Annotated in this window: 20 protein-coding genes; 14 read left to right on the top strand and 6 right to left on the bottom strand. The window is 71.2% G+C overall.

Features of this window, described 5'->3' with window-relative positions; all coding sequences use genetic code 11:
- Window positions 1-408 precede the first annotated feature (408 nt).
- The 10 genes from ACSMXO_RS33710 to gap all read left to right on the top strand — a co-directional run bounded on the left by ACSMXO_RS33710 (window position 409) and on the right by gap (window position 11,126).
- The gene (locus ACSMXO_RS33710; protein ID WP_455415166.1) at window positions 409-1,758 is read left to right on the top strand and encodes a hypothetical protein; all 1,350 of its coding nucleotides are present in this window, start codon (window positions 409-411) and stop codon (window positions 1,756-1,758) included.
- A 24-nt stretch (window positions 1,759-1,782) separates the two neighbouring features.
- Window positions 1,783-3,282: a class I adenylate-forming enzyme family protein gene (locus ACSMXO_RS33705; RefSeq protein ID WP_455415165.1), complete on the top strand. Its 1,500-nt coding sequence runs from the start codon at window positions 1,783-1,785 to the stop codon at window positions 3,280-3,282.
- A 37-nt stretch (window positions 3,283-3,319) separates the two neighbouring features.
- Entirely contained in the window at window positions 3,320-3,583 is a 264-nt protein-coding gene (locus ACSMXO_RS33700; protein WP_346257995.1) for an acyl carrier protein, read from the top strand.
- Window positions 3,573-4,298, top strand: coding sequence for a dihydrodipicolinate reductase C-terminal domain-containing protein (locus tag ACSMXO_RS33695; protein WP_346257994.1), 726 nt, complete (start codon window positions 3,573-3,575; stop codon window positions 4,296-4,298). The genes ACSMXO_RS33700 and ACSMXO_RS33695 overlap by 11 nt, the downstream gene beginning before the upstream one ends.
- A gap of 16 nt (window positions 4,299-4,314) precedes the next feature.
- Window positions 4,315-5,070 (top strand): class II aldolase/adducin family protein, encoded by a 756-nt coding sequence (locus ACSMXO_RS33690; protein ID WP_346257993.1) that lies wholly within the window; start codon window positions 4,315-4,317, stop codon window positions 5,068-5,070.
- A 7-nt stretch (window positions 5,071-5,077) separates the two neighbouring features.
- Entirely contained in the window at window positions 5,078-6,214 is a 1,137-nt protein-coding gene (locus tag ACSMXO_RS33685) for an acyl-CoA dehydrogenase family protein (RefSeq protein WP_455415164.1), read from the top strand.
- 44 nt (window positions 6,215-6,258) lie between these two features.
- Window positions 6,259-7,437: an LLM class flavin-dependent oxidoreductase gene (locus ACSMXO_RS33680; RefSeq protein ID WP_455415163.1), complete on the top strand. Its 1,179-nt coding sequence runs from the start codon at window positions 6,259-6,261 to the stop codon at window positions 7,435-7,437.
- 3 nt (window positions 7,438-7,440) lie between these two features.
- Complete coding sequence (locus ACSMXO_RS33675) at window positions 7,441-8,685, top strand: MFS transporter (RefSeq protein ID WP_346257990.1); 1,245 nt, start codon at window positions 7,441-7,443, stop codon at window positions 8,683-8,685.
- The gene (locus tag ACSMXO_RS33670) at window positions 8,686-9,936 is read left to right on the top strand and encodes a condensation domain-containing protein (RefSeq protein ID WP_455415162.1); all 1,251 of its coding nucleotides are present in this window, start codon (window positions 8,686-8,688) and stop codon (window positions 9,934-9,936) included.
- 173 nt (window positions 9,937-10,109) lie between these two features.
- On the top strand, window positions 10,110-11,126 hold the full coding sequence (gene gap, locus ACSMXO_RS33665) for a type I glyceraldehyde-3-phosphate dehydrogenase (RefSeq protein WP_346257988.1): 1,017 nt from the start codon (window positions 10,110-10,112) through the stop codon (window positions 11,124-11,126).
- A 218-nt stretch (window positions 11,127-11,344) separates the two neighbouring features.
- Here gap and ACSMXO_RS33660 read toward each other — a convergent pair whose 3' ends face one another.
- A complete protein-coding gene (locus ACSMXO_RS33660; protein ID WP_455415161.1) occupies window positions 11,345-12,511 on the bottom strand; it encodes an acyltransferase family protein in 1,167 nt (388 codons plus the stop codon).
- Window positions 12,512-12,907: 396 nt separating this feature from the next.
- Here ACSMXO_RS33660 and ACSMXO_RS33655 point away from each other — a divergent pair, with 396 nt between their 5' ends.
- Window positions 12,908-13,450, top strand: coding sequence for a GNAT family N-acetyltransferase (locus ACSMXO_RS33655; RefSeq protein WP_346257986.1), 543 nt, complete (start codon window positions 12,908-12,910; stop codon window positions 13,448-13,450).
- 58 nt (window positions 13,451-13,508) lie between these two features.
- Here ACSMXO_RS33655 and ACSMXO_RS33650 read toward each other — a convergent pair whose 3' ends face one another.
- From ACSMXO_RS33650 to ACSMXO_RS33640, 3 genes are all read right to left on the bottom strand, one after another.
- Complete coding sequence (locus tag ACSMXO_RS33650) at window positions 13,509-14,312, bottom strand: aminoglycoside phosphotransferase/kinase family protein (RefSeq protein ID WP_346257985.1); 804 nt, start codon at window positions 14,310-14,312, stop codon at window positions 13,509-13,511.
- Between the two features lie 645 nt (window positions 14,313-14,957).
- Entirely contained in the window at window positions 14,958-15,461 is a 504-nt protein-coding gene (locus tag ACSMXO_RS33645) for an NUDIX hydrolase (RefSeq protein WP_346257983.1), read from the bottom strand.
- A gap of 109 nt (window positions 15,462-15,570) precedes the next feature.
- On the bottom strand, window positions 15,571-16,107 hold the full coding sequence (locus ACSMXO_RS33640; protein ID WP_455415160.1) for a hypothetical protein: 537 nt from the start codon (window positions 16,105-16,107) through the stop codon (window positions 15,571-15,573).
- 354 nt (window positions 16,108-16,461) lie between these two features.
- Here ACSMXO_RS33640 and ACSMXO_RS33635 point away from each other — a divergent pair, with 354 nt between their 5' ends.
- The 3 genes from ACSMXO_RS33635 (at window position 16,462) to npdG (ending at window position 18,236) form a co-directional block, all read left to right on the top strand.
- A complete protein-coding gene (locus ACSMXO_RS33635; protein WP_107261704.1) occupies window positions 16,462-16,665 on the top strand; it encodes a hypothetical protein in 204 nt (67 codons plus the stop codon).
- 86 nt (window positions 16,666-16,751) lie between these two features.
- The gene (locus ACSMXO_RS33630) at window positions 16,752-17,423 is read left to right on the top strand and encodes a hypothetical protein (protein ID WP_455415159.1); all 672 of its coding nucleotides are present in this window, start codon (window positions 16,752-16,754) and stop codon (window positions 17,421-17,423) included.
- 114 nt (window positions 17,424-17,537) lie between these two features.
- Window positions 17,538-18,236, top strand: a complete 699-nt coding sequence (npdG, locus tag ACSMXO_RS33625; protein WP_346257980.1) for an NADPH-dependent F420 reductase — start codon at window positions 17,538-17,540, stop codon at window positions 18,234-18,236.
- A 71-nt stretch (window positions 18,237-18,307) separates the two neighbouring features.
- Here npdG and panB read toward each other — a convergent pair whose 3' ends face one another.
- Window positions 18,308-19,165: a 3-methyl-2-oxobutanoate hydroxymethyltransferase gene (gene panB, locus ACSMXO_RS33620; RefSeq protein WP_455415158.1), complete on the bottom strand. Its 858-nt coding sequence runs from the start codon at window positions 19,163-19,165 to the stop codon at window positions 18,308-18,310.
- A 116-nt stretch (window positions 19,166-19,281) separates the two neighbouring features.
- Window positions 19,282-21,066, bottom strand: coding sequence for an NAD+ synthase (locus tag ACSMXO_RS33615; RefSeq protein ID WP_455415157.1), 1,785 nt, complete (start codon window positions 21,064-21,066; stop codon window positions 19,282-19,284).
- Window positions 21,067-21,331 lie beyond the last annotated feature (265 nt).

Genomic DNA, 21,331 nt, shown 5'->3' with positions numbered 1-21,331 from the left:
ACTAACGATTCTATCGACCGGACGGGAGCAATTTTCCAGGTGTCGAATAGCGCCAGTCAACTCTGCTCGGGGAAGATACCGGTCGCACCGAGATCGGGATTCGACTGCCCGTCAAAGCCGGTTGTGCCGGTGCGTGCCGCAGGTCACGGTGCTATCGGCACAATGTTGGGCCCTAACTGCCGCAAACGTGCCGGAAAAGTTCCTATCCGCCTGCCGGAGGCTGAAGATACGCTGATCTTCGCAATCCCGGGAAGCTGCGCCGGTGTCGAGAGCAGATCGACCTGGCCATTCCCGCCACATGGGGAACGCAACAGATTGGCGGGTGGAATGCGTGCGGAGGCTCTCAGTACCCTGCCGGGGCAGACGCCGCAGGCGGACGCGACGTCCATCGCGGAGGCCTGGCGATGGATGACCGACCTGCAGCATGAGTTCCGGGTGGAGGCCACGGTGCAGCGCAGCGCCGGGCTCCGCCAGGCCCTCGATCTGGTGGGGCGGGGAATCTTCCGCGGCGCGGGTCCCGCCCGCTGCGTGCCCTCGGCCGGCGCCATCTTCCCGTACGACGTCGTGGTCCTGGTCCGTCGGACCGACGGCGAGGAGGCGAAGCTCTTCCGTCTCGACTTCGCCCGGCGGGCCGCAGTGCTGCTACCGGTCCCCGGCGATCTGGTGGAGCACCTGCTGGCCTCGCCGGGACCGCCGTCCGGTGCGGTCACGGCGGACCTCATCGTGCTGACCCGGCCGTGGCTGTCGATGCGCAAGTACGGTCATCGCGGCTACCTCTACGCCCAGCTCGACGCCGGACACGTCTCGACGAACCTGCTGGGGACCGCGCTGGACACCGGATCCGCCACGTTGCGGCTGCGGATACCCCGCCGCCAGATCATGGATCAGCTCTGGGGTCTGCTGCCCTACCGGGAAGTCCACTCGGTGGTCTCGATCGGGCCCGCCCCGCAGGCCACCGGGCAACCGGCTTGGTCGTCCTTCCGCCAGTACCTCACGCCCGGCTCCGACAACCGGTGTGACCTGGAGCGGTACTGCTGGTCGGGCATCCCCCGGCAGCTCGTCGAGGGCAGCGGCGCGCCGGGGCCGGTGGTGGACGAGCCGTTGATCCAGCCGCCGGTCGCCGGTGCCGGTGGCGCCGTACCGATCCGGCGCGGGGAGTGGGGCGCGCTCTCCCAACTACGCCGGTCCTGCAAACAGTTCTCCGAGCTGCCGCCGCCCGGGCAGGCCGTCGCCGAGGCGATGGGCGCGCTCGCGACGCCGCTGCCCACCGACGTGACCCGGCCGACCGACGATGCCCGCAACGGCGGCCTGCAGATCACCCTGGCCGCCGTACCGGGCCCGCTGGCGGACGCCTGTCGCGCGCCGGCGCTGCGGGCGGGGGTCAACGTCGTCGTCTCGGACCGGTTGACCGACCGGGAGGCGGTCCGCTACGCCTGCATGGGCCAGCAGCACCTGAGCCGGGCCCCGGCCTTCGTCATCTGCCACGTCAAACGGCACCTGCTGCTCGCCGGGGCGGACGGCCAGACCGTGCGCGACGCGGTCTACCGGGCAGCCACGGCCGTGCAACTGCTCTACCTCGGCGCGACCCGCAGCAGCGTTGCCGTAACCGCCATCGGCGGTCAGGACGTCGCCGCCTGGCGCCAGTTGGTCGACCTGCCCGAGGACGACGAACTGCTGTATCTGCTGGCGCTCGGCCTGGACCAGGCTGGCATGAGCAAGCACGACCGGGCCGAACTGGCCCACGCGCACGGCGAGTAGCGGACAGCGGAGGGGAGCTGGCCGATGGGGATCCTGCACGACGTCTTCGAGCGGCAGGCCGCGACGCATCGGGACCGAATGGCCGTCGGCGGTCCGCGCGAGGTTTTGACGTACGGGCAACTTGCGGAGGCCGCGGCGGAGTTCGCCCGGGGACTGCGACAGACCTGGGCCACCCTGGCGCCGGCCGGGTGGCCGGATCCCGCCGATCGTCCCCGGGTCGTCATCTCGGCCGCGAACTCACCCCGGTACGTCGCTGCCTACCTCGGCTGCCTGCGCGCAGGCGCCGTGCCGCTGTTGCTCGATCCAGTGCTCGGCCCCCAGGAGATCGACGCGGTCATCGGGAGCTGCGGCATCGACCTGCTGGTCCACGACCGGGAGTTGCCGCTGTCCGGACTGCGCGACGCCGGAGAGCTGGGTGGCCTCTCGGTCACCTCCGCGCTGGCGTACCGTCCGGCCGGGTCCGTCCGGCCGGACTTGCACCCGGACACCGAGGTGTGCCGATTCACCTCCGGCTCCACCGGCATGCCGAGCTGCATCGAGTTCTCCGGCACCGCGGTACTCAATGCCGCGACCGCCTGGAACGAGGCCTCCGGCACCGGTCCGGACGACCGGATCCTCTGCTTCGCCGGGCTGTTCAACGGCCTGGCGTTCAACACCTCGCTGCTGCCGGCGTTCCTGGCCGGCGCCGCGCTCTGGCTGCCGTCGGGGATGCCCAGCGCCGGTCATGTGGCCCGGTTCCTGCGCGAGATCCGGCCCAGCCGGCTGACCGGGTTTCCGGCACTGTACGACTCGCTGCTCCGGCGCGACATCGCCATCCCCGAACTCGCCGCGCTCACCGTGGCGCTCTCCTCCGCCGCGCCCCTGTCGACCGAGACCCGTGCCGCGCTGCTCGCCCGACACGATCTCGCGGTCTGCAACTACTACGGCGTAGCGGAGACCGGCCCGCTCACCTTCGATCCCGATCCCGCCCCCGACGCGGGGCTCGGCTTCCCGCTGCCCGGTGCCGAGTTCGACTTCGGGCCGGCCGGGGACCTCCCGGGCGCCGAGACCACGGTCACCGAGCTGCGGGTCCGGAGCCGCTCCATGGGCACCCGCTACCTCAACGTCCCCGGACACTTCGAGCGCAGGCGCGACGCGGACGGCTGGTTCCACACGGGCGACGAGGGGTTCCTCCGCGACGGCCGGCTCTTCCTGGCTGGCCGGACCGGCAAGGCGATCAATATCGGCGGCCGGAAGATCGACGCCGCCGAGGTGCGCACCGCGCTGTTGTCCGTGCCCGGCACGGTCGCGGTCGCGGTCTTCACCGTCGAGAAGGGCAACGGCGACCCGATGCTGGTCGCCGCGCTCAGCGGAGCGGTGATGGCCGACCCGGCGCAGTTGCGGGCGCACTGCCTCGGTCGGCTCGCGCCGTACAAGGTGCCGGAGCGTTTCCTCGTCGTGCCGGAGATGCCGGTCACCAGCCTGGGAAAGCCGCGGATGAGCGCCCTGCGAGAGCTGGCCCGGGGCCGTGGCCCAGCAACATGACCGGCGGTCCCGCCGGCACGGAGGAAAGGAGACAACGATGGGCGAGAACCCGATGGCCACTCGGATCGCCGAACTGGTCGTCGAGGCCAGCGATGGCACGGTGTCCGGCGCGCAACTGTCCCAGGACGCGACGGTGCTGACCGAGATCGGGCTCACCTCGCTGTCGTACCTGCGGCTCATCGACGCGATCGAGAACGAGTTCGGAGTCTACATCGATCTCGAGGAGGCGGCCGGAAAGCTGGGCACCGTACGCGAGATCGCGGACTACGTCGCCGAACAGGGCGGCGTGTATGCGCGGTGATCCGCTACGGCTCGGCGTCGTCGGCGCGACCGGACGGCTGGGCTCGCGGATCGTGGCCGAGTGCGGACGGCGGGACGTCCCGGTGGGCTTCGCCGCGACCCGGGACCACTGGCCGGACGGGGCTGACGTCACGGTGGTGGTCGACGCGAGCCGGGGTCATGTGCTGCCCCGGTCGGCGCAGCTCTGCCGCCGGGCCGGTGCCGCCCTCGTCGTCTGCGCCTCGGACCTGACCGCCGACGCCGGCGCGATCATGGCGAACCTCGCCCGGGAGGTGCCCGTCGTCCGGGCGGTCAACCTCTCCGTCGGGCACTGGTTGCAGGCCCACCTCGTCGGAATCGCCGGCCGGGTCGCCCGGCGGTTGCCGGAACGGCCCCGGGCCAGCGTCCTGGAACGGCACACCCCGGCGAAGGCGGACCGGCCGTCGGCATCCGCCTCGGCGCTCGCGGCGCGGTGGACCGCCAGCGCCGGCGTCCCGGTCGACGACGTCGCCTCGTACCGGGCCGGGCACCGGGTCAGCGAACACCGGATCGACCTGACCTTCGAACATGAGGCGCTCGCGCTGCACCACGACGTACGCGGACTCGGCGCCGCGGTGTACGGCGCCATGGTGGCCGCGCGATGGGCGCACGACGCGCCGGCCGGGCTGGTGGAGATCGGGGAACTGTTCGATCGCGCGTTTCTCCAGGGGTTCGACAACCAGCAGGGGGTTCAATGAGCACGCGGGCAATCCGATGACCACGCCGGGAACCGGAGCGCTCCTTCCGGCCGCGGTGCGGCTGCGCGGCCATGTCGCGATCGCCGCCCGGTCGCTGTCGATCGGTGGGCACGACGACTTCAACCAGGGGCAGGTGTCCGCCCGGATGCCCGGCTCCGACGTCATGCTGATCAAGGGTGCGCTCACCGGCTTCGACGAGTGCCGGCCGGAGGACGTGATCCTCGCGCCGATCGACTTCGCCGTCGCGCCGCCGCCGCTGGCCCCACCCGAACTTGCCCTGCACCAGGCCGTCTATCAGGCCCGCCCGGACGTGAACGCCGTGGTGCACAGCCACGCCCCGTACACGCTGGTCTTCGGCGCCACCGACCTGGACCTGCGGGCGGTGTCGCACGACGGCGCATATTTCGAGGACCGGCTCGGCCGGTTCACGATGACCAGCAACACCATCCTGGACGCGCCCACCGGCCAGGCGGTCGCGAAGTCGCTCTCCGATGACCCCGCACTGCTGCTGCGCAACCACGGTGGGCTGATCGTCGGGAAGTCGATCAAACACGCCACGGTCGCCGCGCACCTGCTCGAACGGGCCTGCCGGCTCCAGTTGCTGGCCGAACAGGTGTCCGCCGGCTACCACAGCTCGACCGTCGAGGACATCGCCGGGAAGCGGGACTTCATCTACGGCGACCTGGCCATCCGCTCGTACTGGGACTACTGCGTCAGCCAGGTCGCCCGGCGCTGGCCGGAGAGCGCGCCGTGGTCGCGGGGCGGGCGGTGAACCGGCGATGAAGGTTGCCCGGACGTTCGCCTCGGACACGGAGGCGGAACTCTTCGCGCTGGTCGAGCAGATCGCCGAGGAGGAACTGGCCCCACGGGCGGCCGCCGGCGAGGAGTCCGGAACCTACCCCCTGGACCTGGTCAAGCTGCTCGGCAAGGTCGGCGTGCTGGGTCTGCCGTTTCCGGAACGGTACGGCGGCGCCGGCCTCTCGTACGAGTTCTACGTGCAGGTGCTGGAGCGGCTGGCGTACGGCTGGCTGGCCGTGGCCGAGTCGGCCCACGTACATGTGCTGGCCTGCCACGGTATCGCGGCCTTCGGCTCCGACGAGCTGCGCGAGTCGGTCCTGCCGGCGATGCTCGCGGGTGACCGGCTCGGGGCCACCTGCATGTCCGAGGCGGAGGCCGGTTCCGACCTGGCCGCGATCCGGACCCGGGCCGAGCGCGACAGCGACGACTACGTGATCACCGGTACGAAGGCCTGGGTCACCCACGGCGGAGTGGCGGACCGGTACAGCGTCTTCTGCCGGACCGGACCGGCCGGGCCGGGTGGCCTCTCCTGCCTGCTGGTCGACGCGTCCACCCCGGGCGTGCTGCCGGCCGCGCCGGAGCGGAAGATGGGCGTCCGGGCACTGCCGACCGCACAGGTCGGATTCGACCAGGTACGGGTGTCCGCCGACCGGATGCTGGGCCGGCGCAACCGGGGCATGCTGGTGGCCGCCTCGGTCTTCGACCACGGCCGGCTCGGGATCTCCGCGTGTGCGCTCGGCATCGCCCAGGCCGCGCTGGACCACGCGTGCGGCTACGCCAAGCAGCGGGTGCAGTTCGGCAGTCCGGTCATCTCCTTCCAAGGCGTCTCCTTCCTGCTGGCAGACATGGCCACCCAGATCGCGGCGGCCCGCGCGCTGCTGCTCTCGGTGGCCAGGATGAAGGACGGTGGACGGGTCATCTCCACCGAGGTGGCGAAATGCAAGCTGTTCGCCACCGACACCGCGATGCGGGTCACCACGGACGCGGTGCAGGTGCTCGGCGGATCCGGATACACCCGCGACTATCCCGTCGAGCGGTGGATGCGCGAGGCCAAGCTGCTCCAGATCATCGAGGGCACGAACCAGATCCAGCGGGTGGCGATAGCCGGCGGCCTCTGACCCTCGTACCGGACCTGCAACAGTCATCGAAAGGACGTACCGCGGTGGACACCCTGCGATTCGGTTGCTTCATCTCTCCGCTGCATCCGCCAGGGGAGGACCCGCACCTGCTGTTGCAGCGCGACCTGGGCCTGGCGCAGCTCGCCGACGACCTCAACTTCGACGAGTTCTGGGTGGGCGAACACCATTCGGCGGGCTGGGGCACCATCACCTCGCCGGAGCTGTTCATCGCCGCCGCCGCCGAACGTACCCGGCGGATCAAGCTGGCGACCGGTGTGATGACGCTGCCGTACCACCATCCGTTCATGGCCGCCGAGCGGGCGATGCAGCTCGACAACCTCACCCGGGGGCGGTTCATCCTCGGTGTCGGGGCCGGCTCGGTCACCTCCGACATGCACATGCTGGGGATCGATCCCGGAGACACCCGACGGCGTACCGAGGAATCGTTGGAGACGGTGCTGCCGCTGTTGCGGGGCGAGGTGGTCAGCCGCAGCTCCGACTGGTTCCAACTCCGGGACGGACGCATCCAGCTACGACCATTCGATCCGGCCGGTTTTCCGGTGGCGGTGGCGAGTGCGCTCTCGCCCTTCGGCATGCGGTTGGCGGGCCGTACCGGGGTCGGCGCGCTCTCGTACGTGGCCCCTCCGTGGGGTATCGTGAGGCCCGGTCAGGGTTTGATGATCGAGCGGCTCGCCGAGCAATGGGGCTACTACGAGTCGGCCGCGAGCGAGGCAGGTCATCCGGCTTCCCGCCAATCGTGGCGCCTGCTGGTGCCGGTGCACGTGGCGCAGACCCGGCAGCAGGCTCTCGACGACATCTACGACGGATGGCTCCGGCAGCGCGCCGAACTGTGGGTGGGAACTATGGGGATGCCGATGGCCACGAGTGGCATCGGCGCGCGCAAGGCATTCGACGCCACCGTGGAGGCCGGCGGAATCATCACCGGAGACGTCGACGACTGTGTTTCCCGGATCGAGAAGCTGCGTGAACTCAGCGGCGGTTTCGGCTGCCTTCTCATCTCTATCATGGACTGGGCGAGTCCGGAACGGACCAGGCAGAGCCTCGACCTGTTCGCCAGGTTCGTCGCGCCACGGTTCCGGAACTCGACCACCGGTCTGCTCTCCAGCAACGCGTGGGCGGCCGCCCAGCGCAACCGCTTCCAGGAAGCACAGTCCGCCGCCCGTGCCGGCGCCATGAAGGCTGGCACCGACTCCGAAGGTTGAACCGTGGAAACGAAGAGCAGGACGGCCCTGACGGACGCCCCCGAGCGGACCTCGGTCTTCACGACCGAGCTGTGGATCCTGACGACCTGTCAGTTCCTCTACTATGGCGGCCTGGCGGTCGACCTGACCCTCACCGCTGTGGTCGGCCTCCATCTCGCCCCGAGCACCGCACTCGCCACGGTGCCGCTCACGGTGATGACGGTCGTCGCCACGGTCGCGTCGTACCTGGCCGGCACGCTCAGCGTCCGGCTCGGACACCGTACGGTGCTGCTGTGCGGGGCCGCGACCGCCGTCGTCGGCGGCCTGATCTGCATGTGGGCGACCATCACCGAGTCGTTCCTCGCGCTCTGCCTCGGCACCGCGGTGGTCGGTCTCTACAAGGCGACCGGCGGCTACTTCCGCTACCTGGCGGCGGACCGGGCACCCACCGGCGGCCGGGCCCGGGCGTTGAGCATCGTGCTGTGCGGGGGCCTCGCCGCCGCGTTCCTCGGCCCGTGGGGGGCGACGGCCAGCAGCGGGCTCCTCGCGGCCGAGTTCGCCGGCTCGTACCTGCTGGTGAGTCTCCTCGCGGCGGCCGTCGTGCTGCTCGTGCTGTGGGTCCGGCCGAGCGGAGCCCCGGCCGGCACGGCGGCCGGCAAGCCCGCCGTGCCGGCGGTGCCGATCCGGGTCGCGGCCTCGACCCGGGACTTTCGGATGGCCTTCCTGCTGCTCGGTACGGCTTCGGTGGTGATGACGATGCTCATGGCGATGGGGCCGATCGGCAGTAGCCACGCCGGACACGCGCTCTCGGCGGGCGCATTGATGATCCAGTGGCACATGGTCGGGATGTTCGGCCCGTCGCTGTTCAGTGGCGCCATCACCACCAGATGGGGAGCACACTGGACCGGCCTGCTCGGCGCCGGGATCCTGGCGGTCGGCGGCGTCGTCGGCTCGCTCGGCACCGGCGTGGTCGAGTTCACGATCTCGCTCGCCCTGATCGGCGTCGGCTGGAACTTCCTTTACGTCGCCGGCAGCACCTACGTCGTGCGGTGCTACCCGCAGGGCGCGGGTGGCCGGGTCCAGGGCGCGGTGGAGGCGTCCGTCGGGTCGATGGGCGCGTTGGCGTCGCTCTCCGCCGCCGCGGTGTTCGCCTCGGTCGGGTGGCAGGGCGCCAACCTCGTCGCGGCGGGCCTGTCGGTCCTCGTCGTCGCCGTGCTGACGGTCACCGTGCTGCGGAGCCGGCAGCAGCTCACCGGCGTGGAGGCATAGATGCAACGCAACGGACCGCTCTCCTTCGGGCAGCTCTCGATCTGGCGCGACGTACGCACCCTGCCTCCGGCGCGCTGGGCGGAGGCGAACGTCTCCGCCGTCTGGCCGCTGCCCGACGGCACCGCCGTGGCGGGCGTCCGGCGGGCAATGCAGCGACTGGTCCGCCGGCACCCGTCGCTGCGTACCACGTACCAACTCACCGATCCCGACCGGCCCGAGCAACTGGTCCAGCCCGACGGCGACCTGGAGCTCGATGTCGTGGACTTGGCGACCCAGGACGTACCGGCGGCGTTGGCCGAGCTCGGCAGCGGCCCCTTCGACCTCGAACGCGGCACCGGTTGGCGCGCGCGGGTGCTCACCGCCCGGGGGCACGCGGCGTACCTGGTCTTCGTCAACCACCACATCGTCGCCGACGGGGGTGGCCAAGCGGTCCTGCAGGCCGACCTCTCCGCCCAGCTGCGTACGCCGGCCGGCAATGCCGTCGAGGAGGACACGTACAGCCTGGTCACGATGGCCGAGGAGCAACGCTCGCCGACGTTCGCGGCGAAGAACGAGGCCGCGCTGCGGAACTGGCGGGCCTGCCTGCCACCGGCGTGCTCCAGCGCCATGGGCGATCCGGCGCCACCCGACGCGGAGACCCTCCAGGCCAGCCTCTGCTGCCCCGGCCTGGCCACCACCGCGTACGACCTGGCACGGCGGGCCGACATCTCCCCGGCGAGCGTCTTCCTCGCCGCGTACGCCATGGCGATCCGGCGGGCGACCGGCCTCACGTCCGTCCCGTTGCGGCTGATGTCGTCCAACCGGTTCAGCGCCCGGTGGGGGCGTTACGTCACCTCGATGAACCAGTGGGCACCGTTGCAGTTCGACATGCCCGTCGAGGACGACCTTCCCGCGCTTGCACGGCGGCTGCACCATGTCGCCGTTCGGGCGTACCGGCTCGGCATGTACGACCCGGAGGCCCTGGCCCGGCTCCGTGCCGACCGTCCGGAGCTGTCCCGGCAGGCCGAATCGGCCTGGGCGTTCAACCACATCACCGCCGACCGCTCGCTCTACGTCTCCGGCAGCGACGACCCGAGCGACGGCGAGGTGCGGTGGGAGAGCGGATTCCACCGCTTCGGCCACCGCTTCTACCTGCGGGCTTTCGACGACGGCACGCTCCGGCTGCGTGGCCGGGGAACCTCCCGGGATCTCGTCGCGGCGATTCTGACCGGGGTCCGGGACGTCATGGTCGGACCGGCGCCCGTGCGTTGATCCCGGGCCCTGCGGCGGCCGTGCCGAGTGCGTTCTCCGGCCGAAAATCGCAGACGATAGATTGAGAGAGCTGCCCGGGCCGGATGTGACCGGATCGGCGGCGGTAGGCGCTGCTCAGCAACGACGCTCGACAGTGTCAGGTTCACAGTAGTCGACATGGGGAGAGCCTTCCGATGACCATTAAGGTCGGCATCAACGGGTTCGGTCGAATCGGTCGCAATTTCTTCCGCGCCGCACTCGAGAGCGGCACGGACATCGAGATCATGGGGGTGAACGACCTTGCCGGGACCGACGTCCTGGCACACATGCTGAAGTACGACTCGGTGCTCGGGCCGCTGAAGGCCGAGGTCTCGCACACCGCGGACTCGCTGTCGGTCGACGGCCGGTCCTTCCGGGCCACCGCCGAGACGAACCCGGCACAGCTTCCCTGGGGCGAGCTTGGCGTGGACGTCGTGGTCGAGTCGACCGGACGGTTCACCAACGCGGCCGATGCCAAGCAGCACCTGGCCGCCGGCGCCCGCAAGGTCATCATTTCCGCGCCGGCCAAGGGCGAGGACATCACGATCGTGATGGGCGTCAACGAGGACCGCTACGACCCGGCCAACCACCACATCATCTCGAACGCCTCCTGCACCACGAACTGTGTGGCGCCGATGGCCAAGGTGCTGCTGGAGAACTTCGGCATCGTCAGCGGCATGATGACGACGATCCACGCGTACACCACCGAGCAGCAGCTTCTCGACCAGATCGCGGTGACCCGTAAGGGCACGGTCGACCTGCGGCGCGCCCGCGCCGCGGCGGTGAACATCGCGCCGACCTCGACCGGTGCGGCCCAGGCGACGAGCCTGGTCCTGCCGGAGGTGGAGGGCAAGCTGCGCGGCATGGCCTTCCGGGTCCCGGTGCCGACCGGCTCCGTCACCGACTTCATCGTGCAGGTGGAGCGGGAGACCACGGCGGAAGAGGTCAACGCCGCCTTCAAGGCGGCCGCCGACGGGCCGATGAAGGGCATCCTCACCTACACCGAGGACGAGATCGTCTCCAGCGACATCGTCAACTCGGGGCCGAGCTGCACGATCGACGGCAAGCTCACCGCGGTCAACAAGGCTCAGGTCAAGGTCATCGGCTGGTACGACAACGAGTGGGGCTACTCCAACCGCCTGGTGGACCTCGTCCGGCTGGTCAGCAGGTAGGTCGTCGCGACGTCGGCCGGTGGCGGGCTCGGCACAGCCTCCTGCCACCGGTCCGTCGCCGGGTGCCGCACGACGAGGTGTCGCCGGCCTGGTACCCCGGAGGGGTCACGCCCGCTGCGGCCTGGACCAGCGGTTGACGGAGACGGGCAGGGCCCTGCGGGCCGAGGTTCATCGGCGTACAGGTCGACTCGTCCGTCGTAACCCGGTAAAAGTCGTGATCATGGCGGCTGGACGCGGCGTGCCAACTTACGGCCCCAGGTCTGGCTCGGCGCTTCGACGAAGCGGAAGGTCAGTACGCACAGCGGGATCAGGACCGCATAGAACGCCACTTCGAGCGCGAGATTGTTCTGCTGCCACCGGCCGATCGTGCCGTCCGTCACCGCCAGCAGCACCGGATGCACCAGATAGACCGAATAGCTGATCGTGCCCAATCCGATCAACCAGCCCGGTACCCGTCGGTGCCGCAACGTCAGCCCGACGCCGAAGGTGAGCACGGCCAGCAGAAACGCCGCGATCCAGCCGCGCCGCGTGAAATGTCCCCCGTCGCCGGACGCGTACGCACTCCCCACGGCGCAGGTGAGCACCACGGCGGCCGTCCAGGCCGCGACCCGCCAGGTGCGCTGACCGCTCTCGGCCCGGTAGATGGCGGTGCCGAGGAACATGACGGCGAGGATCACCAGGCCCTCCCACATTGGAACCGTGCCGTTGAAGGGGACCAGGACGAGTGCCAGCACCCCGCCCACCAGGCCACCGAACAGCCGGAACGCGGGTGATCCGGCGCTTGCACAGCAGACGGCGATCACCATGGCGATCAGGGCAACCGCGATCAGCGGGCCGGTGCCGACCCTGTCGGAGAGGGCCGAGGCCGGCAGCGTGAGGCCGGCCGCCACGCTCGCGGCGGCAAGCACGGCCAAGATGCCGGCGACCGCCGTCGAGCGCTGGTGCAGGCGGACGGTGAAGAGAGCCACGACCAGCAGGTAGAAGGCCATCTCGTACGACAGCGTCCACAGCACGAGGAGGAGATTGGGCGTACTCAGCAGCTCTTGGAGCATCGTGAGGTGGGCGAGGGCCACCGTGGCCAGGCTCTGCTCACCGAAGTCACGGATGTTCGCGACGCCCAGCAGACTCGCCACGAGGAGCGCGGCGACGACAGCCACCCACAGCGGGTAGATGCGGAACATCCGTCCGATCCAGAACGTCCTGACGCAGCCCTTGCGTTCCAGCGACGCGGGGATGATGTAGCCGCTGACGAGGAAGAACACCATGATGCCGTACCTGCTGGTGTTGAACTGAGCCGTCAACTCCGGTCGCAGCTCCGCCATGAAGGCGTACGACGAGTGGTCGAACACGACGACGAGTGCCGCGATGCCGCGCAACGCGTCCAACCAGCCCAACCGCGATGTGCGGGCGGGCGTGCCGGACGCGGCTGACCGTGGCGGTGCAGAGAGTCCTCTCTCTGACGGCGGGTGGACCGGGTGGGTGGTGTCCATACTCATCCTTCAGATGCGTCCTCGTCGATGTCAACGACACCCCATCATCCACTGGCCCGCCTCGATTCGGCGGTTCTACCGATGCCGAGCGGACGATCGTCCACCGACGCTGACGAACGCGCCTGGGCGCGCAAGCGGGGCAGCTCGACAGGCCGCGTACGAGGGGATGCCTGCCCGTACGACCCCGCGTCGGACCCGACGACCAACCCCGCCACCGACGCCACGGGCGGACCGTGCAGCGCGCGGGCTGGTTGAATGACGGCCTGACGGAGGCTACCTGCGAGGAGGGCCATGACGCTGACCAGCCGTCTCGCCCGGCATGCGGACGTACCAGAGCTGCTGCCGCTGATCGACGCCGCGATCGCCGAGCTACAGAAGGGCTTCCTCGACGAGGCGCAGATCGAGTCCAGCCGCTCGATCATGGGCATCGACACCCAGTTGATCGACGACGGCACCTACTTCGTGGTCGAGTCGGCCGGCAGGCTCGCCGGCTGCGGCGGGTGGAGTCGCCGGGCCACCCTCTACGGCGGTGACCACTCGCAGGGCCGGGACCCGGCGATGCTCGACCCGACCCGAAACCCGGCCAAGGTCCGCGCGATGTACACCCACCCCGACTTCACCCGCCGGGGCGTCGGCCGGTTGATCCTCGCCCGCTGCGAGGCGGCCGCCGCTGCCGAGGGCTTCCGGTCGCTCGAACTGATGTCGACGCTCGCCGGCCGGCCACTCTACGAGGCGGCGGGGTTCGTACCGGTCGAGCAGGTCGAGGACCCGGCCGGCGGCGTACCCGTGCGACTGGTCCGGATGCGCAAGCCGATCGCCGTCCCGGCATGCTGACGACCGGGCGGCCGGAGGCCGCCGACGCGCGGGAACGCGGCGACGGCCTCCGGGTCCGTCAGCCGCCGGAGACGGCGCGTTCGAGCAGGGTACGGTGCCGGATCATCCAGCCGGCGGCCCGCGCCCGCCAGGCGAGCGCCCACAGCGGTGTCGGGTCGGTCGACTCCGGCGTGACCCCGGCCCGGGTCGCCTCGGCGGCACAGTCCCGGATGGCAAACTCGATCATCCGGTCGACCAGGCCGGCCCGGTCTGCGGCCGGCAGCTCGTAGCCGTCCAGGAACAGCCGTAGCTGCCGGGCCCGGCCCGCCGGGTCCGGCAGGTGGTGGCGTTCGGCGATGTCGTCGTCATGCAACTGGGCGTTCCACCACCCGGTGCCGACCACCTCGTCGAGCCGGTCGACCGGCCCGGCCAGGGTCCAGTCGATGAACGCCACCGGCCGGCCGGCCCGGGCGACGATGTGCCACGGCCCGGCGTCGCAGTGCCCGATCACCGAGTCGGGCCCCTCCCGGTGCATCCACCACGGCTGCCAGCACGCGTCCGGCGGTGGCCGGAAGCTCGCGGTGGCGGTGTGCAGCTCGCGCAGTAGCCTGCCGACCTGCCAGATCCCCTCGTCCGTCCAGGCCCGGGGGTGCATGATGTCGCCCTCGACGTACGTCAGCATCTCGTTGCCGTTGCCGTCGATGCCGGTACCGACCACCCAGGGGGAGCCGGGAAACCCGACCTCTTCCAGGTGGTGCAGCAGGGTGTGCACGGTTCCGGTCCAGGGCTTGGCGGCGCGCCGCACGATCTGGCCGGTACGGATGACCTGACTCGGTCCGCCCTCGGCCGCCGTCAACGGCTCGAAGGATGTCGCGGAATCCACGGATACTCCTCGGTTCAGCGCAATGAGCGGTGCGAGACGGCGCCGGATCACCGGCGCCAACGGCTGGCGGCGCGGAGGGTTTCCGCGGCCAGCGGACCGCTACGACGCGAGGAGTCGGCGGCTCAGCCGGCGCAAGAGGCCGGCGGGAGCCGCTGGGGCGAGTGCCCGGAGGTCAGCTCGCGGCGCGACCGCGCGTCGTCGCGGTGATGGCTATCGCGCCAATAACGGTGCACACCATGTCGTCGACCTCCTCGAAGAGTCGGGGCGCCGCGAGACTACGACTCCGCCCCACCATCCGCCACCGAATTTCCCGGCCGATCGATCCCGCCGACTCCGGTCGCTCCGGGAACGAGGTGGTTCCCGGTGTCGGTGGTACCCCTAGACTCCGTGCCGTGGAGCAGATCGTTCCGTTCGTGATGCTGGCCGGCGCGCTCGCCGTGGTCTTGTGTGGGCTCGGCTGGCTGGTCGCCCGGGCGCGTCGCCGCGGCGTCGGCCGGGCGGTGATGGGTCCGCTCGACGAAATCTACAACCCGGCCGCGCACAGGTCGCACATCGAGATCCAGGCGTTGGCCGAACGCCGCGCACCGGTCTCGACACCGGGCGACGGGTTGCGCCCGGGCGGAGCCGGAACGGGGGCCGGTCGGGTCACGGCCGGGCGCCCCAGGAGAAGGCGGACGAGTCCGGGGCGAACCAGCTCGCGGCGGTAGCCGGGGTGAGCGCGTGCGCGATCGTGGTCCTGGCGTGCTCGTCGAGCGGCGGGAACCGGTCGGGGGCGAACCAGCCGACCGCGACCGACTCGTCGTCGTTGACCCGGGCGACGCCGTCGAGCAGCCGGCAACGGAAGCCGATGTTGAGGAACTGGCACCGGTCGCCGTTGGGATAGGTGTGCGGGTGTGCCAGTACGCTCGTCACCCGCTCCGGCAGCACCCGTACGCCGGTCTCCTCGAAGACCTCCCGGACCAGCGCCTCGGCGGGTTGCTCGTCGGGCTCGACAAGGCCGCTGACGACCGACCAGCGCCCGTCGTCGGACCGCTGACCGAGGAGCAGCTCTCCGACGTCGTTGCAGACCACGGCGCTCACGCTGGGCAGCCAGAGCAGGTCGTGCCCGACGAGTTTGCGGATCCGTGCGACGTACTCCGGGACGGCCATGCCGAGGACGATAACCAGCGGCCAACGGGCTGGACCGACCGCCCCGGGCGCCGCGACGCGGTCCACCAGAGCCCCGGTCCCCGCCGTTCCGGCTTCCGACGGGCCGGTATCAGCCGCCCGGTCCGGCGGCCGGGCTGGGCGCGTCGGCAGAGTTGGGCGCGCCGGTCGGGTCGGCGGCGCCGGCCGGGTCGGTGCCGGGTGTCGGCGCGGGGTGGCCGGCAGGGTGGGTCGGTGCCGCTGTCGGCGTCATCCCGGGCAGCAGGCTGTCCGGGCAGGGCACCTCGGTCCGGGAGAAGTCCGCCCGCTCCTGGTCGACGACCTGACGGAAACAGATCCGCACCTCGGTCTGCTTCCGTCCGGCCATCGCGGGCCGGGACATCGCCACATGCACCCGGAACACCATCCGTACGCCGGGGGAGTGGCGCCGGTCGGTGCCGTCGACGCTGAGTACGTCGACCCGTCCGCTCCGCGCGGCGGTCTGTCCGAGTTCGGCGGCGCTGTCGCCAACGCCGTGCACGAGTGCGTCACCGATCAGGGCAGCCTGCCGTACCGCTTCCTGTCGGGCCCGTTCCTCGATCGAGGGCTCGGTCGCGATACCCATAATGGTGTGCGCGGCGCTGCCGACGAGCAGCAGCAGAATGGTCAACGCGACGATTGACAGGACCCGGCCGAGCCGTCCTGTCCCACCCGAGGGCCGCATGCCGTCCACACCGCGAATTGTGCTCCATTCCGCGCCGCGAAGTGGCAGGTCAGGGCGATGAAGCGGGAGTTCGGTCCCACCGGCGGGGGAAATTTTTCCCGCGCTCGGGCAGCCCGTCCGCGCCGCCTTCCCGGGCCGCTGACAGCGGTGAATCCCTTGCCGCAGAATGCCTTTCCCCCGTACGGCGGCACTTTGCCGTTTCCCGGGCGACGGTAATCCGATGCGGTCTACTGTGGAAGTCGCTCTGTCATTTTGCGTGAAACGGTAGCGCTTGGGCGGTTTGCCGTGCACAGTTACCCCATGAGCGACAGCGGGAGTGATGTGCAGTACTTCTGGTGCATCCGTCATCACCGGGTCGAGACCGGTGCCGACGTCTGCCCGGCGAGGTACGTGCTCGGTCCGTACGCCTCGGGAGCCGACGCGGAGCAGGCGCTGCAGCGGGTGCAGCAGCGCAACGAAGCGTGGGACGCCGAGGATGCCCGCTGGGCCGGGGAGGAGCGCTAGACCGGCGCGGCGACAGCCCGCGTCGAAAACTCCGTGGTGCTCCGCGAGGAGACCCCCGAGAGCATGTCCCGCAAGGAGGAACACAGATGGCCGAAGCAACCAGGGCCACCCGCTCGGTAGCGAGAAGCGCTGCCGGCAAGAAGACCGCGGCGCGCAGCCGGACCGTGGGTGCCAGCAAGGGCACCCCGGCCCGCAAGGCCGCCAGTTCGTCGGTGGCCAAGAAGGCACCCGCGAAGAAGGCCCCGGCCAAGCGCGCGACGGCGGCGAAGAAGGCACCGGCAAAGCGGGCACCGGCGAAGAAGGCCACCGCGAAGACCACCACGCGGGCGGCGGCAGGCCGCGCCGGCGCGGCGAAGCGCACGACCGCGGCGGGCAGGAAGACCGCCACCGCGGCGAAGCGGACCACGGCCGGCAAGAAGACCACCGCCGCGGCGCGGAAGACGACTGCGGCGGCGCGGAAGACGACTGCGGCGGCGAAGCGGACCACCACGGCGGCGAAGAAGGCCCCCGCCAAGCGGGTGACCGCGAAGAAGGCGCCGGCCAAGCGGGCAACCGCGACCAAGGCCCCGGCGAAGCGGGCGACGGCCAAGAAGGCTCCGGCGAAGCGGGCGACCGTGGCGACGAAGCGGACCGGCACGGCGGCGAAGAAGGTCACCGCCCGGAAGGCACCCGGCAAGCAGGCCGCGGCGCGGAAGGCTCCGGCCAAGGCGCCGGCGCGGAAGGCCACCAGGGCGACCGCGCGGAAGATGATGGGTTGAGTTCCCACCGGAACGCCCCACGGGGCGTTCCGGTGCGGTGACAACCCCCCGGGGTACACCACCCCGTCCGGCCCGGCGCCGCCGATGCGCCCGACGGTCTGCGAGGATTCCGGCATGGCATATGACGCGAGTGTGCTGCCGGACGTCACCGGACTCACCGTCGGCATCATCGGCGGCACGGGCGACCAGGGACGGGGCCTGGCCTACCGGCTGGCCCGGGCGGGTCAGCCGGTACTCATCGGCTCCCGCTCGGCGGCCCGGGCCGAGCAGGCGGCGGCGGAACTCCGTACCCTGCCCGGGATGCCGGCCGACGCGACGATCTCCGGCGGCGACAACGCCGAGGTGGCCAGCCGGTCCGACATCGTCGTCATCGCGGTGCCGTGGGACGGGCACCGGGACACCGTCGCCGGACTGCGCGAGCCGCTGGCCGGCAAGGTGGTCGTGGACTGCGTCAACCCGCTCGGCTTCGACAAGCAGGGACCGTACCCGTTGCGGGTCGAGGAGGGCAGCGCCGTGCAGCAGGCCGCGGCGCTGTTGCCGGACTCCCGGGTCTGCGCGGCCTTCAACCACGTCAGCGCCCCCCTGCTGGCCGACCCGGAGGTCGACCGGATCGAGCTGGACGTGCTGATCTGCACCGAGGAGCGCGAGCTGGTCGGGCTGGTCGGCGCGCTCGCCGCGCGGATCCCCGGAATGCGCGGTGTCTACGCCGGGCGGCTGCGCAACGCGCACCAGATCGAGGCGTTCACCGCCAACCTGATCGCGATCAACAAGCGCTACAAGGCGCACGCCGGAATCCGGGTCACCGACATCTGAGCGCGGCGGCGGCCGGTCCGGCCCGCTCGGGAGGACCACCGGGGGCGGGCAGCCCTCCCGAGCGGCCGGGATCAGAAGGTGTGTTCGGGGGTGGGGAACTCGCCGTCCCGGACCTCGGCGGCGAACCGCCGGGTCGCCTCGGTGAGGGTGCCGTGCAGGTCGGCGTAGCGCTTCACGAACCGGGGCATCCGGCCGGACCGCAGCCCGGCCATGTCCTGCCAGACCAGCACCTGGGCGTCGGTGTCCGGGCCGGCCCCGATCCCGATGGTGGGTATCGCCAGCTCGTGCGTGATCCGCTTGGCCACCTCGCCCGGCACCATCTCCAGGACGACCGAGAAGGCTCCGGCCTCGGCGACCGCGAGCGCGTCGGCCACCACCTCGTCGGCGGCGTCGCCCCGGCCCTGCACCCGGTAGCCGCCGATGGCGTGCTCCCGCTGCGGGGTGAACCCGATGTGCGCCATCACCGGGATGCCGGCCCCGGTGATCGTCCGGATCTGCTCCGCCACCTGCCGGCCGCCCTCCAGCTTCACCGCGTGGCAGCCGCCCTCCTTCATGAACCGTACGGCGGTGCGCAGCGCCTGGGCCGGCCCCTCCTCGTACGAGCCGAACGGCAGGTCGCCGACGACCAGCGGGTAGTTGGTGGCGCGTACCACCGCACGGACCAGGGGGAGCAGGTCGTCGACGGTGACCGGCACGGTCGTCTCGTAGCCGAAGACGTTGTTCGCCGCCGAGTCGCCGACCAGCAGCACCGGTATTCCGGCCTGGTCGAAGATCGCGGCGGTGTACTGGTCGTACGAGGTGAGCATCGGCCACCGCTCACCGCGCTCCTTGGCGGCGACCAGGTCGCGGGCGCGTACCCGCCGGGTCGCCGGACCGCCGTACAGCGTCGCCACCTCGGCCGGGGCGGACGCCATCTGGTGCTCGGACATCGCTGTCTCCTCTCGCCTCGAGGCCGCGTTCGCGGTCCCCGGGTCACTGCCGATCGTCCCACCGCTCGGTGCGGCTGCGGCAGGGAAGAGTGCGGGTTTTCACACCCGGGGACGGGTCAACTCCGTTCCCGCCACCGGTTGGTGATCGGCAGCCGGCGGTCCCGACCGAACGCCTTGATCGAGATCTTCGGACCGGGTGCGGACTGCCGGCGCTTGTATTCGGCAATGTCGACCATCCGCAGCACCTTGTCCACCACCTCCGGGTCGTGCCCGGCCGCGACCAGGTCGTCCCGGCCCTGGTCGCCGTCGACGTAGCCGACCAGGATCGCGTCGAGGACCGAATAGTCCGGCAGGGTGTCGCTGTCGAGCTGGCCGGGGCTCAGCTCGGCGCTCGGCGGCTTGCGGATCGAGTTCTCCGGGATCGGCGGCGTCTCGCCGCGCCGGACCGCCTCCGCGTTGCGCCAGTTCGCCAGCTTCCAGACCAGGCTCTTCCAGACGTCCTTGAGCGGGTTGAAGCCGCCGACCGAGTCGCCGTAGAGGGTGGAGTAGCCGACCGCGAGTTCACTCTTGTTGCCGGTGGTGAGCACGAGGTGGCCCTCCTGGTTCGACAGCGCCATCAGCAGCACCCCGCGTACCCGGGCCTGGAGGTTTTCCACCGACATCCCGGAGAGCGACAGGTTGGCCAGGAAGCCGTCGACCATCGGCTGGATCGGCTCGACCCGGTAGTCCAGGCCGGTCCGCTTGGCCAGCTCGGCGGCGTCGTCCCGGGAGTGCTCCGACGAGTGCTGGCTGGGCATCGAGACCCCGGCCACCCGCTCCGGGCCGAGCGCGTCCACCGCGATCGCGGCGACCAGGGAGGAGTCGATGCCGCCGGAGAGGCCGAGCACCACCGAGCGGAAGCCGTTCTTGTCGACGTAGTCGCGCAGCCCCAGCACCAGGGCCTGCCACACCTCGCCCTCGTCGACCACCGGCTCGGTGACGCCGCCGGTGACCCGGGGGCCGGCCGGGGCGGGCAGGCCGTCGCTGACCCGGACCCGGGTGATGGCCATGTCCTCCGGGGCGCCGGCCGGCACCGGCTGCGCCGGCTCGGTGCCGGTGGAGGCGTCGGCGCGGCCGTCGGGCAGGTCGAGGTCGTGCAGCAGCAGGTGCTCGACGAACTGCGGGGCGCGGGCCAGCAGGGTGCCGTCGGCGGCGACGATCATCGAGTCGCCGTCGAAGACCAACTCGTCCTGGCCGCCGACCATGTTGACGTACGCGATCGTCGCCTCGGCCTCGGCGGCCCGGCGGCGGACCAGCGGCAGGCGTACGTCGTCCTTGTTCAGCTCGTACGGCGAGCCGTTGATGTTGACGACCAGCCCGACCCCGGCGCGGCGGGCGACGGCGAACGGGCCGCCAGCCTGCCACAGGTCCTCGCAGATGGTCAGCGCGACGTCGACTCCGCCGATCCGGACCACCGTCAGGGCGTCGCCCGGGACGAAGTAGCGGTCCTCGTCGAAGACTCCGTAGTTGGGCAGGTGGTGCTTGAAGTAGCGGGCCACCACCCGCCCGCCGTGCAGGACCGCGAGCGCGTTGCGTGGACCCCGGGTCGGGGTGGCCTCGGCGTTGGCGCTGGCCGGGCCGTCGGCGTCGAGGTAGCCGACCATTACCGGCAGCCCGCCGAGCCCGTCGGCGGCGAGGTCGGCGGCGAGCCGGTCCAGGGTGGCCCGGGAGGCGGCGACGAAGGAGTCCCGGAAGACCAGGTCCTCGACCGGGTATCCGGTCAGCATCATCTCCGGGAAGACCGCCAGGTGCGCGCCGGCTCCGGCGGCCTGCCGGGACCGTTCCCGGATCAGGGCCGCGTTACCGGCAAGGTCGCCGACGGTGGGGTTGACCTGGGCCAGGGCGATGCGCAAGGTCGGCATGACTCCATCTTGCCGCAGCCGGTCCGGTCCGGCTCGGTGCACCGGGTGGCGCCCGCCGTGGTGGCGCTCACCCCGTGCCGCGTGGGCGCCGACCCGCTGCCGACCGGTCGCGGATCCGGGCGATGCCGGTACCAACCGGTGCTCGGCGGTGGCCGGTCCGCCGTACCGGTGAGCGCCGGAGTCGGTCCCGGGGCTATCTTTGGGACGAACGCCCAGTAAGTACGCAGGCCGGGCCACCCCGCGCATCGGTTCCGGTCTAGTTCAC

It is taken from the genome of Plantactinospora sp. DSM 117369 (assembly GCF_053764795.1).
The sequence above is the reverse complement of the archived record's forward strand: the minus strand, read 5'-3'. Positions and strand labels throughout refer to the sequence as shown.